11 protein-coding genes are annotated in these 16906 nt (G+C 69.2%); 10 read left to right on the plus strand and 1 reads right to left on the minus strand.

Annotation, left to right across the window (positions count from 1 at the left end; genetic code table 11):
- Window positions 1–37 precede the first annotated feature (37 nt).
- The 6 genes from OHB44_RS11070 to mmsB all read left to right on the plus strand — a co-directional run bounded on the left by OHB44_RS11070 (window position 38) and on the right by mmsB (window position 9845).
- Entirely contained in the window at window positions 38–2143 is a 2106-nt protein-coding gene (locus OHB44_RS11070; RefSeq protein ID WP_330440716.1) for a family 43 glycosylhydrolase, read from the plus strand.
- A gap of 411 nt (window positions 2144–2554) precedes the next feature.
- Window positions 2555–3541: a LacI family DNA-binding transcriptional regulator gene (locus OHB44_RS11075; protein ID WP_238686376.1), complete on the plus strand. Its 987-nt coding sequence runs from the start codon at window positions 2555–2557 to the stop codon at window positions 3539–3541.
- A gap of 325 nt (window positions 3542–3866) precedes the next feature.
- Window positions 3867–5522 carry a glycoside hydrolase family 27 protein gene (locus OHB44_RS11080; protein WP_330440717.1) on the plus strand — a complete coding sequence of 552 codons (1656 nt, stop codon included), beginning with the start codon at window positions 3867–3869 and terminating at the stop codon, window positions 5520–5522.
- 312 nt (window positions 5523–5834) lie between these two features.
- Window positions 5835–6977, plus strand: a complete 1143-nt coding sequence (chvE, locus tag OHB44_RS11085) for a multiple monosaccharide ABC transporter substrate-binding protein (protein WP_091401170.1) — start codon at window positions 5835–5837, stop codon at window positions 6975–6977.
- 82 nt (window positions 6978–7059) lie between these two features.
- A complete protein-coding gene (gene mmsA / locus OHB44_RS11090) occupies window positions 7060–8598 on the plus strand; it encodes a multiple monosaccharide ABC transporter ATP-binding protein (RefSeq protein ID WP_112585361.1) in 1539 nt (512 codons plus the stop codon).
- Complete coding sequence (gene mmsB, locus OHB44_RS11095; protein ID WP_238686374.1) at window positions 8595–9845, plus strand: multiple monosaccharide ABC transporter permease; 1251 nt, start codon at window positions 8595–8597, stop codon at window positions 9843–9845. The genes mmsA and mmsB overlap by 4 nt, the downstream gene beginning before the upstream one ends.
- Window positions 9846–10023: 178 nt before the next feature.
- Here mmsB and OHB44_RS11100 read toward each other — a convergent pair whose 3' ends face one another.
- Window positions 10024–11403, minus strand: coding sequence for a CBM96 family carbohydrate-binding protein (locus tag OHB44_RS11100; protein WP_238686373.1), 1380 nt, complete (start codon window positions 11401–11403; stop codon window positions 10024–10026).
- Between the two features lie 220 nt (window positions 11404–11623).
- On the opposite strand from OHB44_RS11100, the gene OHB44_RS11105 reads away from it, so the two are divergent.
- From OHB44_RS11105 to OHB44_RS11120, 4 genes are all read left to right on the plus strand, one after another.
- Complete coding sequence (locus OHB44_RS11105; RefSeq protein WP_330440721.1) at window positions 11624–12919, plus strand: MFS transporter; 1296 nt, start codon at window positions 11624–11626, stop codon at window positions 12917–12919.
- Complete coding sequence (locus OHB44_RS11110; protein ID WP_330440723.1) at window positions 12916–13899, plus strand: TolB family protein; 984 nt, start codon at window positions 12916–12918, stop codon at window positions 13897–13899. The genes OHB44_RS11105 and OHB44_RS11110 overlap by 4 nt, the downstream gene beginning before the upstream one ends.
- A gap of 122 nt (window positions 13900–14021) precedes the next feature.
- Window positions 14022–15539 (plus strand): alkaline phosphatase D family protein, encoded by a 1518-nt coding sequence (locus OHB44_RS11115; RefSeq protein WP_330440724.1) that lies wholly within the window; start codon window positions 14022–14024, stop codon window positions 15537–15539.
- A gap of 23 nt (window positions 15540–15562) precedes the next feature.
- Window positions 15563–16876 carry a hypothetical protein gene (locus OHB44_RS11120; protein WP_330440725.1) on the plus strand — a complete coding sequence of 438 codons (1314 nt, stop codon included), beginning with the start codon at window positions 15563–15565 and terminating at the stop codon, window positions 16874–16876.
- Window positions 16877–16906: the final 30 nt, after the last annotated feature.

Consider the following 16906-nt stretch of genomic DNA (forward strand, 5'->3'; position numbering starts at 1 on the left):
ACCCAGACCGCACGGTTCGCGTCAGCAGAGGAGGATCATGCTTTCCATCGGTCGGGTTCCCCGGGGTGCGCCACGACGGCGCGGGTGGCTGTCGAGACTCGCCGTCGCCGCGATGGTGCTGGTGGTCGGCGGCGCGGCTGCGGCCGTCGCCTCGTCGCCGGCGTCAGCGGCCACCGTCGACACCAGCGCCTGGTACGTGTTGGTGAACCGCAACAGTGGCAAGGCCGTGGACGTGTACAACCTGGCCACCACCGACGGTGCGCGGATCACCCAGTGGACGCGCAACAACGGCAATCAGCAGCAGTGGCAGTTCGTGGACTCCGGAGGCGGCTACTACCGACTCAAGTCGAGGTTGTCGGGCAAGGTGCTGGACGTCTCCGGCCGCTCGACCGCCAACGGCGCCAGCGTCGTGCAGTGGAGCGACAACAACGGGACCAACCAGCAGTTCCGGCTGGCCGACTCGGACGGCGGGTACGTCCGGTTGATCAACCGGAACAGCAACAAGGTGATGGAGGTGCAGGGCGCCTCGACCGCCGACGGCGGCAACATCGTGCAGTACGACGACTGGAACGGCACCAACCAGCAGTGGCAGCTCGTCCGCGTCGACGGCGGGACCGACCCCACGACGCCACCCCCGTCGAACGGCACGTACCCGAACCCGGTGGTCTGGCAGGACTTCGCCGACGTCGACATCATCCGGGTGGACAACGCCTACTACATGTCGGCGTCCACCATGCACTACTCGCCCGGCGCGCCGGTCCTGCGCTCGTACGACCTGGTGAACTGGGAGTTCGCCGGCCACTCCGTACCCAAGCTCGACTTCGGCTCGAAGTACGACATGAGCGGTGGTAACGCCTACGTCGACGGGATCTGGGCGTCGACGCTGAACTACCGGCCGAGCAACAAGACGTACTACTGGGCCGGGTGCATCGACTTCGCCCAGACCCACATCTACACCGCGTCCGCCGTCGACGGCGCCTGGAGCAAGCACGCCACCATCCCCAACTGCTACTACGACGCGGGGATGCTGGTCGACGACAACGACACCATGTACGTGGCGTACGGCAACGGCACCATCAGCGTGGCGCAGCTGTCCGCGGACGGGAAGTCCCAGGTCCGCGCCCAGCAGGTGTACCAGACGCCGTCGAGCATCGGGACGCTGGAGGGCGCCCGCTTCTACAAGCGCAACGGCGCCTACTACATCTGGCTCACCCGCCCGGCCAACGGCCAGTACGTGCTGAAGTCGACGAACGGACCGTTCGGCCCGTACGAGCAGCGGCAGGTGCTGCTCAACCTGCCCGGCCCGATCTCCGGTGGCGGTGTGCCGCACCAGGGTGGGCTGGTGCAGACCCAGAACGGCGACTGGTACTACATGTCCTTCGTCGACGCGTACCCCGGTGGTCGGATGCCGGCCATGGCCCCGATCACCTGGACCGGCGACGGCTGGCCGGTGCTGCAGACTGTCAACGGCACGTGGGGCAGCTCGTACCCGAAGCCGAACCTGCCCGCGCCGCCCCGGGCGGTCAAGCCGCTCACCGGCACCGACACGTTCGCCGGCACCACGCTCGGCCCGCAGTGGGAGTGGAACCACAACCCGGACACCAGCAAGTGGTCGGTCAACAACGGGCTGAACCTGCAGACCGCCACAGTCACCGGCGACCTGTACAAGGCGCGCAACACGCTGACCCACCGCATCCAGGGCCCCACCTCGACGGCGACGATCGAGTTGGACTACTCCACCATGCGCGACGGTGATCGCACCGGCCTGGCGGTGCTGCGCAACTCGTCGGCCTGGATCGGAGTCCGACGGGACAACGGCTCCACCCGACTGGTCATGCAGAACGGTCTGACGATGGACGGCAGCTGGAACACCACCAGCACCGGCAGCGAGGTGGCGAGCACCGCCGTCTCCGGTGGTCGGATCTGGTTGCGCGCCAACGCCGACATCAGACCCGGCTCCGGCCGACAGGCCCGTTTCTCGTACAGCACCGACGGGGTGAACTTCACCTCGTTCGGCAATGCCCTGACGCTGGCGAACAACTGGCAGTTCTTCATGGGCTACCGGTTCGCCATCTTCAACCACGCGACGCAGGCGCTTGGTGGCGCGGTCACCGTGCGGCGCTTCGACCTGACCACCCCGTGACACCGGTCACACGACTATCGCACTAAGCGGTGGCGCTGGCGACGCAGCCCAGGCGGCATGTGAAGTCCGCGCCACCGCCTCAGGTCCTCGCCGGCCTGTTCCACGCTCTGCCCAGGGCGAGGGCAGGCCGGCGTACCACATGAGGACCGCGTCCCGTGCCAGTTGGTGGGGGACTCCGAACGGGCACCGCGTTGTACGGCTTCGGCGCCTCGAGCGGTCCCCGCACGGGCGTGCCGTGTTCGGGGCCGTTGCTGGCGTAGACTGTCGGCGATCCAGCGCTGGTCACCTGGGATTCAGCACCGGCGTGGTGACTGAGCGAGGGGGATCGGGCCGGGCCGCTCCAGTCGACGTCGACGGGCCGCGGGCCGGAGATGTAGCGGGGGGAGTGAAATGGCCGTCCACGGTCCCGCGATGACGGACGTTGCTCGTCTCGCCGGTGTCTCCCATCAGACGGTGTCGCGGGTGCTCAACGGGCACCCCAACGTCCGTGAGCAGACCCGGCTTCGGGTACGCGCGGCGATCGCCGAACTCGGCTACCGCCCCAACGGCGCGGCACGTGCCCTGGTGACAGGTCGATCGCAGGTCATCGGTGTGGTCGCGCAGAACACGACGCTCTACGGTCCGGCGTCGCTGCTGGCCGCCCTGGAGCAGACCGCCGCCGAAGAGGGCTTCGCGGTCAGCGTCGGCAGCGTGCGAAACCTGGACCACCGCTCCATCTCGGCGGCCGTCGAGCGGCACCTCTCGCACCGGGTCGCCGGCATCGTGGTCATCGCCCCGGTCGAGTCGGCCGGTGAGGCGCTGGAGCGCCTACCCAAGGATGTCCCGCTGGTCACTGTCGACGGTGACCCGAGTCGGCCGGTGCCGCTGGTGACTGTCGACCAGGTGGCGGGCGCCCGGGCGGCGACGCAACATCTGCTCGACGCCGGGCACCGCACCGTCTGGCACGTCTCCGGGCCGACCGACTGGTTCGACAGCGTGGGTCGGATCGATGGCTGGCGGCAGGCGTTGGTGGCCGCCGGGCTGGAACCGCCGCCGCCGATGCCGGGGGACTGGTCCGCGGCGTCGGGTTACCGGTGCGGGCAGATGTTGGCGCGGATGCCGGAGGTCACCGCCGTCTTCACCGCCAACGACCATCTCGCGCTGGGCGTCCTGCGGGCACTGCACGAGTTCGGTCGACGGGTGCCGCACGAGATCAGCGTGGTCGGCTTCGACGACGTACCGGAGGCGGCGTACTTCATTCCGCCGCTGACCACCGTCCGACCGGACTTCGACGCGGTGGCGCGAGCGAGCCTGCAGATGCTGCTGTCCCAGATCGAGTCGGGCACCAGCGGGGCGCTGCGTCAGACCATCGCCCCCGCTCTGGTCGCCCGCGAGAGCGTCGCTCCACCTCGTCACTGACGGTTGGCGCCACCGGAGGTCGCCCCGCGTGGTGCGGGGAGAAGCCCCGCCACCGCCCCGCCCAGCAGTGAACGCGCGGGTGGGTCCGCCGCGCCAGCGTGCGCCAATTTTCGGCTTCCCCGTCGAATAAGACGCGGCTCGATGGGTTGCTGAGGGTAACTAATCGATGTCGAGCGATACGACGCGGTGAAGGTATTGAACCTCGTGAAATGTCGTCGTAACATGATGGGCGTCTCTGTTAACGCTAACAAAAATTGGCGTCCAACTATCGGCGTACCGACCAGCGATCGTAAACACGGGCGGGCGTCACCGACAAGGAGGCTCGATGAACCGCAATACCCGAGGTCGTCGCTGGGGGAGCGCACTGGCGGCCGGAATTCTGCTCGCCGGCGCCCTGGTCGGCCTTCGCGCCCCGACCGCGCAGGCACTGGACAACGGCGTGGCGCGCACTCCACCCATGGGGTGGAATTCGTGGAACCAGTTCGGCTGCAACATCAACGAGGCGCTGATCCGGCAGACGGCGGATGCGATCGTCAGCACCGGCATGCGGGACCTGGGCTACAACTACGTCGTGGTCGACGACTGCTGGTTCAACCCCAACCGGGACAGCTCCGGCAACATCCAGGGCGACCCGAGTCGGTTCCCCAGCGGGATGAAGGCGCTCGGCGACTACCTGCACGCCCGGAACCTGAAGTTCGGCCTCTACCAGGTGCCGGTCGACAAGACCTGCGCGCAGTACTTCGGCGCCTACCCCGGGGCGACCGGCAGTCGGGGCCACGAGGTGCAGGACGCGCGCCAGTTCGCCGCCTGGGGTGTCGACTTCCTCAAGTACGACTGGTGCTCGCCGGAGGGCAGCATCAACGACCAGGTGGCCACCTTCGCCAAGATGCGTGACGCGCTGGCCGCCACCGGTCGGCCGATCGTCTACAGCATCAACCCCAACAGCATCCACGCCAAGACCGGCCCACAGCGCAACTGGGGCGACGTGGCGAACATGTGGCGCACCACCGAGGACATCACCAACGCGTGGGACACCGGCCAGACCAACGGCTACCCGATGGGCATCCAGAACATCATCAACGTGACCGTTCCGCTGGCGTCCTACGCGAGGCCGGGTGGGTTCAACGACCCCGACATGATGGAGATCGGCCGCGGCGGCATGAACGACACGGAGATGCGCAGCCACTTCGCGATGTGGGCGATCATGGCGTCTCCGCTGATCGCCGGCAACGACGTGCGGAACATGAACGCGGCGACGCAGGCGATCCTCAAGAACGCCAACCTGATCGCGATCAACCAGGACTCGCTCGGGTTGCAGGGGACGCAGGTGTCGTTCGACGGCACGCGTCGGGTGCTGGCCAAGCGGCTCGCCAACGGTGACGTCGCCGTCGCCCTCTTCAACCAGGGCGGCTCGACGACGACGATCTCGACCACGGCCGCGGCCATCGGCAAGTCCGGGTCGTCGTTCACCCTGGTGGACGCGTGGACCGGTGGCACCAGCACCAGCAGCGGGACCATCAGCGCCAGCGTCCCCGCCCACGGCACTGTGGTGTACCGGGTCAGCGGTGGCGGAACGACTCCTCCGACGACGCCGCCGCCGACCACGTCGAGCGCGTACGCCAGCGCCGCCTCCGGTCGCTGCCTCGACGTGCCGAACAGCAACACGACCAACGGCACGCAGCCGGTCATCTGGGACTGCAACGGCGCTGCCAACCAGCGCTGGACCAGCAGCGGTGGGACCCTGCAGGCCCTGGGCAAGTGCCTGGACGCGCCGCCGAACGCCGCGGCCGGCGCCAAGGTGCAGATCTGGGACTGCAACGGCGGGACCAACCAGCAGTGGGCGGTCAACGCCAACGGCACGATCAGCAACACGCAGTCGGGGCTCTGCCTGGACGTCAACGGCAACGCCACCGCCAACGGCACCACGGTGATCCTCTGGACCTGCACCGCGGCGGCGAACCAGCGGTGGTCGCAGCGGTAGCCGACCGGGGCCGCCGACCGCCGAGGTCGCGGCGACCCACCTGATCCGACGGCAGTGCCGGTGCCCGCGGACGACAGATGTCGTCCGCGGGCACCGGTCTGTAGAGTGCTGCGGACGACCACGCTGAGTTGCCGCGTCCTGCCCTTCCGGTGGATCGGCCACATGGCTACGCTCGCCTGGATGCTCCGTTACGAGACCGTGACACCGGTATTTCGGATCTGGTGTTGACGCAATCTATGTGAGCGCTAACACTACCCGAAAGATGACACTTGGCCCCGGCAGTCGGCGGGGGAGTCCAGAGAGGAGAAGCCCGTGGGCAGGAAATTCCTGGTTGCTCTCGGCGGCGCGGCACTCGCGCTGAGTTTGGCGGCGTGCAGCGGCGGGGGTGCGGGCAGCGGTGAGAAGTCCGGTGACGAGAAGCCGAGCGATTTGACCATCGGTGTCTCGATGCCGACGCAGACCTCGGAGCGGTGGATCGCCGACGGCAACGCGGTGAAGTCGAAGCTGGAAGCCAAGGGCTACAAGGTCGACCTCCAGTACGCCGGCGACGACATCCCCACGCAGTCGCAGCAGGTCGACCAGATGATCACCCAGGGTGCCGATGTTCTGGTCCTCGCGGCGATCGACGGCACCGCGCTCAGCAGCCAACTGCAGGCCGCCGCCGCCGCGAAGATCCCGGTCATCTCCTACGACCGACTGATCCGTGGCAGCAAGGACGTCGACTTCTACGTCAGCTTCGACAACTACAAGGTTGGCGTCGCCCAGGGCACCGCGCTGCTCGTCGGCCTCGGCCTGCTGAACAAGGACGGCTCGAAGGGCACGGCCAAGGGGCCGCTGAACGTCGAGCTCTTCGCCGGGTCGCTGGATGACAACAACACCCAGTACTTCTTCGGCGGCGCGATGGACACCCTGAAGCCGTTCATCGAGAACGGCACGCTGGTCGTCAAGTCCAAGCAGACCACCCCCGAGCAGGTAGCCATCCTGCGGTGGCAGCAGGAGACCGCGCAGAAGCGGATGGAGAACCTGCTCACCTCCAGCTACAACGACGGCTCGAAGGTCGACGGGGTGCTCTCGCCGTACGACGGCATCTCCCGCGGCATCATCACCGCCCTGCAGAACGCCGGCTACGGCAAGGGCGCGAAGAAGCTCCCGGTGGTTACCGGCCAGGACGCGGAGATCGCCTCGATCAAGCTGATCAACGACGGCGTGCAGAGCTCCACGGTCTTCAAGGACACCCGGCTGCTGGCCGAGCAGGCCGTGAACGCGGCCGAGGCGTTCCTGCAGAAGAAGCAGCCGCAGGCCAACGACACCCAGACGTACAACAACGGCGTCAAGGTCGTCCCGGCGTACCTGCTGCCGATCGCGACCGTCTACAAGGACGACATCAAGGCGACGCTGATCGACTCCGGCTACTGGACGGCGGAAGAGGTCGCCGCCGGTCAGGCCAAGAAGTAAGCCACTCGTCGGGCCCGGCGGTCACCCGCCGGGCCCGACGCCTGGGCGCGGACACGTCCAGACCTGACGGAGGACAGTGACAATGGACGACACCATCCTCGAGATGCGTCGCATCACCAAGACCTTCCCCGGCGTGACCGCGCTGGAGGACGTCACCCTCGCAGTGCGCCGCGGGGAGATCCACGCCATCTGTGGTGAGAACGGCGCCGGCAAGTCCACCCTGATGAAGGTGCTGTCCGGCGTCTACCCGTCCGGCTCGTACGACGGCGAGATCCTCTTCGACGGCAAGCCGATGCAGTTCCGTGGCATCCGCGACAGCGAGGCCAACGGCATCGTCATCATCCACCAGGAGCTCGCCCTGGTGCCGTACCTGTCGATCGCGGAGAACATCTTCCTCGGCAACGAGCGGCGAGGCCGCAGCGGGCTCATCGACTGGAACTTCGCCAACGCCGAAGCGGCGAAGCTGCTGGCGTCCGTCGGGCTGCACGAGAACCCGGTCACCCCGGTCATCCAGCTCGGCGTCGGCAAGCAGCAGCTCGTGGAGATCGCCAAGGCGCTGTCGAAAAAGGTGCGCCTACTCATCCTGGACGAGCCGACGGCCGCGCTCAACGACATCGACTCGGCGCACCTGCTCGACCTGTTGCGGGCCCTCAAGGAGCAGGGCATCACCTGCATCATGATCTCGCACAAGCTCAACGAGATCACCGCCATCGCCGACTCGACCACCGTCATCCGCGACGGGCGCGCCGTGGAGACCCTCGACATGCGGTCCGACGAGGTGACCCAGCAGCGGATCATCCGGGGCATGGTCGGGCGCGACCTGGACAGCTTCTACCCCGACCGCGAGTCGTCCCCCGGTGACGAGGTCCTGCGCATCGAGGACTGGACGGTGCGGCACCCGGTCCAGGACCGGATGGTCGTCGAGGGCGTCGGGCTGTCCGTACGCGCCGGTGAGGTCGTCGGCATCGCGGGCCTCATGGGGGCCGGGCGGACCGAGCTGGCCATGAGCGTGTTCGGTCGGTCCTACGGGCGTGACATCCGGGGCCGACTCTTCGTCCACGGGCGGGAGGTGCAGGCGCGCACCGTCGCCGAGGCGATCGACAACGGCATCGCCTACGTCACCGAGGACCGCAAGCGCTACGGCCTCAACCTCATCGACGACGTGCGGCGCAACGTGTCCGCCGCCGCGTTGGACCGGCTGTCCCGCCTGGGCTGGGTGAACGGCAACGAGGAGATCAAGGTTGCCGAGGCGAGCCGCAAGGAGATGAACATCCGCACGCCGAGCGTCATGGCGGTGGTCGGCAAGCTCTCCGGCGGCAACCAGCAGAAGGTCGTGCTGTCGAAGTGGCTGTTCACCGACCCGGACGTGCTGATCCTCGACGAGCCCACCCGCGGGATCGACGTCGGCGCCAAGTACGAGATCTACACGATCATCAACCGGCTGGTGGCCGCCGGTAAGGCGGTGATCGTCATCTCCTCCGAGCTGCCGGAGCTGCTCGGAATGTGCGACCGCATCTACACCCTCGCCGCCGGCCGGATCACCGGCGAGATGCCGGTGGCCGAGGCGACTCAGGAGAGCCTCATGGAGCTGATGACCAAGGACAAGGAGCTCGTCGGATGACCAGCATCAAGACCCCTTCGACGGAGCGCCCCACGCCCCCGGACAGCACGCCCACCGCCGCCCTGCACAGCGGGACGAGCGACCTTCGGGCGCTGGTGTTGAACAACCTGCGGCAGAGCGGGATCTACGTCGCCCTGGTCGTCATCGTCGCGCTCTTCGCGGTCCTGACCGACGGGGTGTTGCTGAGCCCCGGCAACATCACCAACATCGTCCTCCAGTACTCGTACATCCTGGTCCTCGCGATCGGGATGGTCATCCTGATCATCGGCGGGCACATCGACCTGTCGGTCGGATCGGTCGTCGCGCTCACCGGAGCGGTCTCCGCCGTCCTGGTGATCCAGCAGGGTCACCCCTGGTGGATCGGCGTCGTGGCCGCGCTGGTCGTCGGCGTCGCGGTCGGCGCGTGGCACGGGTTCTGGGTGGCGTACGCCGGCATTCCGGCGTTCATCGTGACCCTGGCCGGCATGCTGCTGTTCCGGGGTCTGACCCTGCGGGTGCTCGACAACATCTCGCTGTCGCCGTTCCCGTCCGAGTACCAGCAGGTCGCGGCGGGCTTCCTCAACGGCCTGCTCGGTGGGCAGGGCTTCGACGCCTTCACGTTGCTGATCGGCGCTGTCGCCGTGGCCGGCTACGCGGTCAGTGGCTTCCGCACCCGGGTGGCGCGGATCCGCTACCAGCAGCCCGTCGAGTCGTTCCCGCTGTTCGTCGCCCGGGTCGTGCTGGTCGGCGCGGTCCTCATGTACTTCGCCTGGCAGCTGGCGCACGCCCGAGGGCTGCCGATCGTGCTGATCATCCTGGCGGTCCTGGTGCTGGTCTACGGCCTGCTCACCCGGCGTACCGTCTTCGGTCGCCAGGTCTACGCCATCGGCGGCAACCTGTCGGCGGCGGCGCTGTCCGGGGTGAAGGTCCGCACCGTCAACTTCTGGATGTTCGTCAACATGGGCTTCCTGGCGGCGGTGGCCGGCGTCATCTACTCGTCGCGGTCGAACGGCGCCCAGCCCGCCGCCGGCAACATGTTCGAGCTGGACGCGATCGCCGCGGCCTTCATCGGCGGCGCGGCGGTCACCGGTGGCGTTGGCACCGTGGTGGGCGCGATGGTCGGTGGTCTGATCATGGCGGTGATGAGCAACGGCATGCAGCTGATGGGCATCGACCAGTCGACCCAGTCGGTAGTGAAGGGTCTCGTTCTGCTCGTCGCGGTCGCCTTCGACGTCTACAACAAGCGTCGCGCCGGCACCGCCCGCTGACGCCTGAACAGAACGCAGTGGCCCCTGACCGCAGAGCGATCAGGGGCCACTGCGTTCCAACCGACTCCGCGATCTTGCACTTTGTGTTGACGGTTTGCGGCTTACGCGGCATAAGTCGGGACAGAAAGTGCAAGATCGACGGGGTGGGGGGTGGGGTGGTGGTGGGGTGGGGTGGGGGTTAGTGGCAGGTGTTGGTGCCGGTGTCGGTGTAGGTCTGGCCGGCTACTGGGACGAACTGCCAGTCGTAGCTGTTGGAGTGCAGGGTGAACTTCAGGACGCCCCAGGCTGAGCTGTTACGCGCCTCGCTGTTGGGCTGGATGGTGCCGAAGCCGTAGTGGCCGGCGCCGCCCATCCCCGCGACGAAGCTGCGCAGACCCCGGCTGGAGTCGGCGCCACCGGCCGGGTTCATCGGGGCGAACCGCTCGTACACGTGGTTGTGCCCCCAGACGACGACGTCGGCGTTGTAGTCGTAGAGGGCCTGGTACAGCGGACGCGTCGACGTCGACGGCGCGTGGTTGGAGCTGGACGTGAACAGCGGGTGGTGCCAGTACGCGATGGTGCACGGCTTGCTGCTGGCGGCCAGGTCCGCGCGCAGCCACTGCTCCTGAGTCGAGCCGGCCGACATGCTGATGTTGGAGTTCAGCGATACGACGTGCCAGTTGCCGAGGTCGAATGAGTAGTAGCCGCGCCCGCTCGGGCCGGCCGACGTACCGAAGTAGTTGTAGTAGCCGGTCGCGCCCGACGTGTTGTAGTCGTGGTTGCCCGGCGACGGGCGGGTGCGGGACTTGTGTCGACCCCAGGTGGGCTCGTAGTAGCTGGTGAACTGCGACGCCGTCCCGCTGTCGTAGACGTTGTCGCCGGTGGTGAAGACCGTTCCCGGGATGCTGTCGAGCAGCGTCGCGGTGGCGCTGTCGCCGGAGCCGGAGTCGGCGATGTCGCCGGCACCGACGAACACGGGGTCGCCCGACGGGGGTGGCGTGGTGGTCCCGGTGGTGACCACCAGTTGCGGTGCGTCAGCGCCGCTCTCTCGGGTGTCGTAGTAGGCGCCGTCACCGCTGGTCGAGGTGGCACCGAAGCTGTACGTGCCGTTGCCGGTGACAGCGGCCGTGACGTCGACCTCGTACCAGGTGTTGCCGCTGACCGCGCCGATCGTGCCGAGTGTGGCCCCGTCGATGGTCGGCTGGTTGTTCCAGGTGGTGCCGGTCTCCGACCAGGTCGTGTTGGACATCCGGCGGAACGTGCCACCGGCGTCGCTGCCGCTGTTGCCGCTGATCGTGCGCAGTCGCAGCTTGGCGCCGGTCACCGTGCCGCTGACACCGCTCACCGTGAAGCGCAGGAACGAGCGCCGCACGGGCGAGTTGTCGACCACTACCTGCGTGGACGTGCCGTAGTTGGTGGCGGCCGTGTCGCTCTGGACGTAGGTGTCGGCGACCGGCGTGAAGGTCACGCTCGCCGCCGACGCCGCGCCAGCGCCGGTCACGACGACGGCGGCGGTCGCGGCGACGATCACCGTGACCACCCCCAGCGTCACCGGCGGACGGGGGAATCGAATGTCCATCCAGGACTCCTTACCTCGTGGGTAGAGCGCAAGGAATGTAGGAAGGTCGATGAGCCGGCGGGCGACGGGCGGATGAACAGTGCGTCCCGGCAGGCGAACACCTCGGTGTTGGGAGCCCGTTCATCCGACCCTCGCCCGGACGCCACCCGCGGTCCGTTGTGCGACCTCCACTGAGTACGGACGATGGCTGCCCGTCGACCGTCGATCAGAGGAGATGCTCGTGTACCTGTCGACCGTCTCCCGACCGGTCGCCGACCAACCCGGGTCGGGGCCCCGACGCCGCCGGTTCACGATGGTCAGCGGCAACGTCGTCGCGCTCGGCACTGTCAGTCTGATCACCGACGTGTCCGCCGAGATGGTGGCCGCGGTCCTGCCGCTCTATCTGGTGCTGGGCCTGCACCTCAGCCCGGTGACCTTCGGCGTGCTCGACGGCGTCCACACCGGCGCCACAGCGCTGCTGCGGGTCGTCGGTGGCTTCGCCGCCGACCGGTTCCGGCGGCGCAAGCTGATTGCCGGCATCGGCTACACGCTCTCGGCGGTCGCGAAGCTCGGCCTGCTGCTCGCCGGCCGGTCGATCCCGGCGATCGGCGCCGTCATCGCCGTCGACCGACTCGGCAAGGGTGTTCGCAGCGCGCCGCGCGACGCGCTGATCACGCTCTCCACGCCACCCGAGGAGCTGGGTCGGGCGTTCGGGGTGCACCGGGCGATGGACAGCGTCGGCGCGTTCCTCGGGCCGCTCGCCGCGTTCGCGGTCCTGCTGGTCGTCGGGCAGTCGTACGACGCGGTCTTCGTCACCAGCTTCTGCATCGCGGCCCTGGCCGTCGTGGTGCTCGTGCTCTTCGTTCGGGAGCAGCCGCCCGGCGAGGTGGTGGACGGGAAGGCGGCGGAGGCGACCAACGATCCGAAGGTCTCCGTCCGCGAGGCGTTCGGGCTGCTGCGCGGCGGACCGGCCCGGCGGTTGGTGCTGGCCGCCGCGCTGCTCGGGCTGGCCACCATCGGCGACGGCTTCGTCTACCTGCTGCTGCAACGCCGGATGGACCTTGGCCTGCGCTGGTTCCCGCTGCTCGCGGTGGGGACCAGCCTGGCGTACCTGCTGCTCGCCGCTCCGCTCGGCGTACTCGCCGACCGGATCGGCCGCCTGCCCGTGGTGATCGGCGGCTACACCGCCCTGGGTGCGACGTATCTGCTGCTGGCCGGCCCGGTCGACGGTTGGCCGCTGGTCGCCCTGGCGCTGACTCTGTACGGCGCCTTCTACGCGGCCACCGACGGCGTGCTCATCGCGCTCGCCGGTCCGGTGCTGCCGGCGCGTCTGCGGACCACCGGAATCGCGTTGGTGCAGACCGGGCAGGCCCTCGCGTACCTCGTCTCCTCCGTGCTGTTCGGTCTGGCCTGGCAGGCGTGGGGGCCGGAGAACGCGATCCGCGCGGCGGCCGTGGCCGTCGCCGGCGTCCTGGTCGGCACGCTGCTCCTGCTGGCCTCCCCGTCCCGACTCACCACCCGGAAGGTACCCCGATGACAGTGATGTCGACCCGAGCGAAGCTCGGCGTGGTGGTCGCCTCGGCAGTGCTGTTGGGCGCGGTGGCGGCCGGCTACGCCGCCACTGCCGCGCAGGCTCCCCCGACGCCGCCACCCGCCAGCGGCGAGCAGGCGGTCACCCTGGCACCCGGGCCCCGCCTGCTGGCGATCACCGACCGGCACGTCTCCACGGTCGCCGCGACCGACCCCGCCGGGCCGCGCACCGTCGCCGGCCTGGAGTGCCTCCGGGTGTACGCGGCGGCCGGCACCGGGGTTTGTCTGAAGCCGGAGACCGCGTGGTCATACCAGGTTGTCGTGCTCGACGCGACGTTGCGCCAGACGAGGGCGGTCAGTGTGCCGGGGCTGCCGAACCGGGCCCGGGTCTCGGCGTCCGGCCGGATGGTCTCCTGGACGACGTTCGTCGGTGGCGACTCGTACACCTCCAGTGGATTCTCCACCCGCACCGGGATCCTCGACACCCGCACCGGCACCACAGTGGCCTCGCTCGAAGAGTTCGCGATCACCCGGAACGGCCGGAGCTACCGCAACGCGGACGTCAACTACTGGGGCGTCACCTTCACCGCCGACGACAACAGCTTCTACGCGACGATGGCTACCGGTGGTAGGAGGTACCTCGTCCGGGGTGACCTCGCGGCTCGTACGGTCGAGACGCTGAAGGAGAACGTCGAGTGCCCGTCGCTGTCACCGGACGGCACCCGGCTCGCGTTCAAGGAGGCGGTCGACGCCGACCCGACGAAGGGCTGGCGGCTGTCGGTCCTGGACCTGTCGAGTATGCGGGTCACCGCGACCGCCGAGGTCCGCAGCGTCGATGACCAGGCCGCGTGGCTGGACGACGGAAAGCTGGCCTACGCGCTGCGCCGGGACGACGGCGAGCCCGACGTCTGGAGCGTTCCGGCGGACGGGTCCGGCACGCCGGCGCTGGTGATCCCCGGCGCGGAGTCGCCGTCCCCGCTCACCTGACGGTCCGGTTCCCGGCCCCGGTGGCCCGGACACCCGAACGCCTTGACGCGGACAGCATTCCGTCATGTCGGATTCCGCCGCGCAGCCATCGCCGTTCATCGACGTTCCCGAGGCTGTTGACCATGACAAGGCTGAGCCGTCGCATATTCGTCCTCAGTGGACTGGTGACCGCCGGAGTCGCTGTGACACCCCGCCAGGGTGCCCGCGCCGCGGTGCCGTACCCCTTCAAACTCGGTGTGGCGTCCGGTGACCCAGCGCCCGACAGCGTGGTCCTCTGGACCCGGCTGGCACCCTCCCCGCTCAACGCCGACGGGCAGGGCGGCATGGCCAACGCCGACGTGACAGTGGAGTGGCAGGTGTCCACCACCGACCGGTTCACCTCGCTGGTCGCCTCCGGCTCGGTGGTCGCCCGGTACGCCGACGCGCACTCCGTGCACGCCATCGCGGGCGGGCTCTCCGCCGACTCCGACTACTACTACCGGTTCCGGGCCCAGGGGCAGATCTCGCCGGTCGGGCGGACCCGGACCGCCCCGGCGCCCAGCGCCTTCGGCCGCGACCTGGTGATGGCCTTCGCCTCCTGCGCCCACTACGAGGCCGGCTACTACACCGCGTACCGGCGGATGGCCGAGGACAACCCCGGTCTGATCCTGCACCTCGGCGACTACATCTACGAGGGCGGCGTCGGCAGCTCCACGGTGCGGCAGCACGTCGGCGCGGAGATCGTGTCGCTGGCCGACTACCGCCGCCGGTACGCGTTGTACAAGTCCGACCCGGACCTGCAGGCGGCCCACGCGGCGGCACCCTGGCTGGTGGTGCCGGACGACCACGAGGTGGAGAACAACTACGCCACCATGGTCCGCAACGACAGCAGCCCCACGCTGACCGCCGCCCAGTGGACCGCCCGGCGCACCGCCGCGTACCGGGCCTACTACGAGAACATGCCGCTGCGACCGGCGTCCGCCGCCAACGGCAACAGCATTCCGCTGTACCGGCGCATCCGGTGGGGGCAACTCGCCACCTTCCACATGCTCGACACCCGGCAGTTCCGCGACGACCAGGCCTGCGGCGACGGGTGGAAGGTCTGCGCCGACGCGGATCTGGCCTCCCGGTCACTGACCGGCGCCACCCAGGAGGCGTGGCTGCTCGACGGGCTGGCCCAGCGCTACGGCACCTGGGACATCCTCGGCCAGCAGGTCTTCTTCGCCCAGCAGCTCGACGCGAACGGGGCGGCGAGCATGGACGCGTGGGACGGCTACCGGGCCTCCCGCAGCCGCATCCAGAACGGTTGGCAGCAGCGTGGGGTGCGCAACCCGCTGGTGCTCACCGGCGACGTGCACCGGTCGTGGGCCAACGACCTCAAGGCCGACTACGCCGACCCCTCCTCGGCCACCGTCGGCACCGAGCTGGTCTGCACCTCGATCAGCTCGACCGGCAACGGCAGCGGCAGCACCACGGTCCCGAACGCGGCGGCCAACCCGCACCTGAAGTTCTACTCGGACCGGCGCGGCTACGTCCGTACCACCATCAGCCGCAGCCAGGTCCGCGCGGACTTCCGCGCGGTGAACTCCGTGACCGAGCACGGCGCGGCGGCGTCCACCGTGCGCTCGTTCGTCATCCTCGACGGCCAGCCCGGCCTGTAGGCCGGGTAAGGGAGAGAGCCACAATGACCGCGATCACCGCACTGCTCACCGCGTCCCTGCTCATCCCGAACGTGGTCCTCGGCCCGACCGCGATGACCGCCGAGGCGGTCACCTGGACCACAGCGAACAGCGTCGCCACCGGCGACCAGGATCTGCCCTCCATCGCCATGAACCGCAACGGTCACGTCGCAGTGATCTGGGAGGACGACCGGGACAGCACCGCACCGGAGGACGACACCCACAGCGAGATCTACCTGCGGCTGTTCCGCGACGGCACGCCCGCGTACGAGCTGAAGCTCAGCACCGGGGGGACCAGCGGGGCCGCCTGGCGGCACCTCAGCCCCGACGTGGGGCTCGACGACCGGGGCAACGCCGTGGTGGTCTGGGCCGCCGACGGCGACGGCAACGGCGTCTACAACATCCAGTACCGGGTGGTGTCGCCCGCCGGCGCGGTGCTCGGCTCGGGGCAGGCCAACGCCAGCGACGCCGGGCAGCAGATCTGGCCGAAGGTCTCGGTCGACCCGGACGGCGCGCCCACCAACGCCGCCGCCGTCGGCTTCACAGTGGTCTGGGAGGACGTGCAGGGCACCGCTCCCGCCACCGTCAAGGCCGCCGGCTTCACCGCCGCCACCACCAAGGCGTACGAGGTGACGGCCTCGCAGACGACGGGCACGCACCACCGTCCCGACGTGGCGGTGTCCGCCTCCGGCGAGGCGCTGGTGGTCTGGGACGAGGACGCCGACGCCAACGGCTCGTACAACATCGGGCTGACCCGGCTGGCCCGGCCCAACGGTGCCGTGGCGCTGTCGCGGCGGACGGCCAACGCCCAGAGCGGCGGGCAGCAGCAGCGCGCCTCGGTGGCGGCGAACTTCGCCGGTGACTTCACGGTCGGGTGGGAATCCGACCACACCGGCACCCGGGGTGTCTGGGCCCGATCGTTCACCGCCGCGGGCACGGCCCGGCACGACGAGGTTCCGGTCTCCACCGGCGCCGGCGCCACCGCTCCCGCTGTCGGCATCGACGACCAGGACAACGTGGTGGTGGGCTGGACGGTGTCCGGCTCCAACCCGGACGTCTGGGCGCGGGGCCTCAACCCGGACGGCACGTCCACCGGCCGGCTGGCGGCCCAGGCGCTGAGCCAGACCACGACGGGCCGCCAGGAGCACTTCGCGGTCGCCGCGTCGCCCTGGGGTGAGGTGAGCGTCTGCTACACCGACGACAACGACGGCAACACCTTCGACCAGGTGCTCCTCGGCCTGGGCACGACGAACTCCACCTGGCTGATGTCCGCCGACGAGCTGCGCCGACTGAAGGCGCGGGGCACCAGGGCGAGCTGAACACGTTGACCTGGGTCGTCTGACATCTCC

Source organism: Micromonospora sp. NBC_00821 (assembly GCF_036347035.1).
GTDB classification, from domain to species: Bacteria; Actinomycetota; Actinomycetes; order Mycobacteriales; family Micromonosporaceae; genus Micromonospora; species Micromonospora hortensis.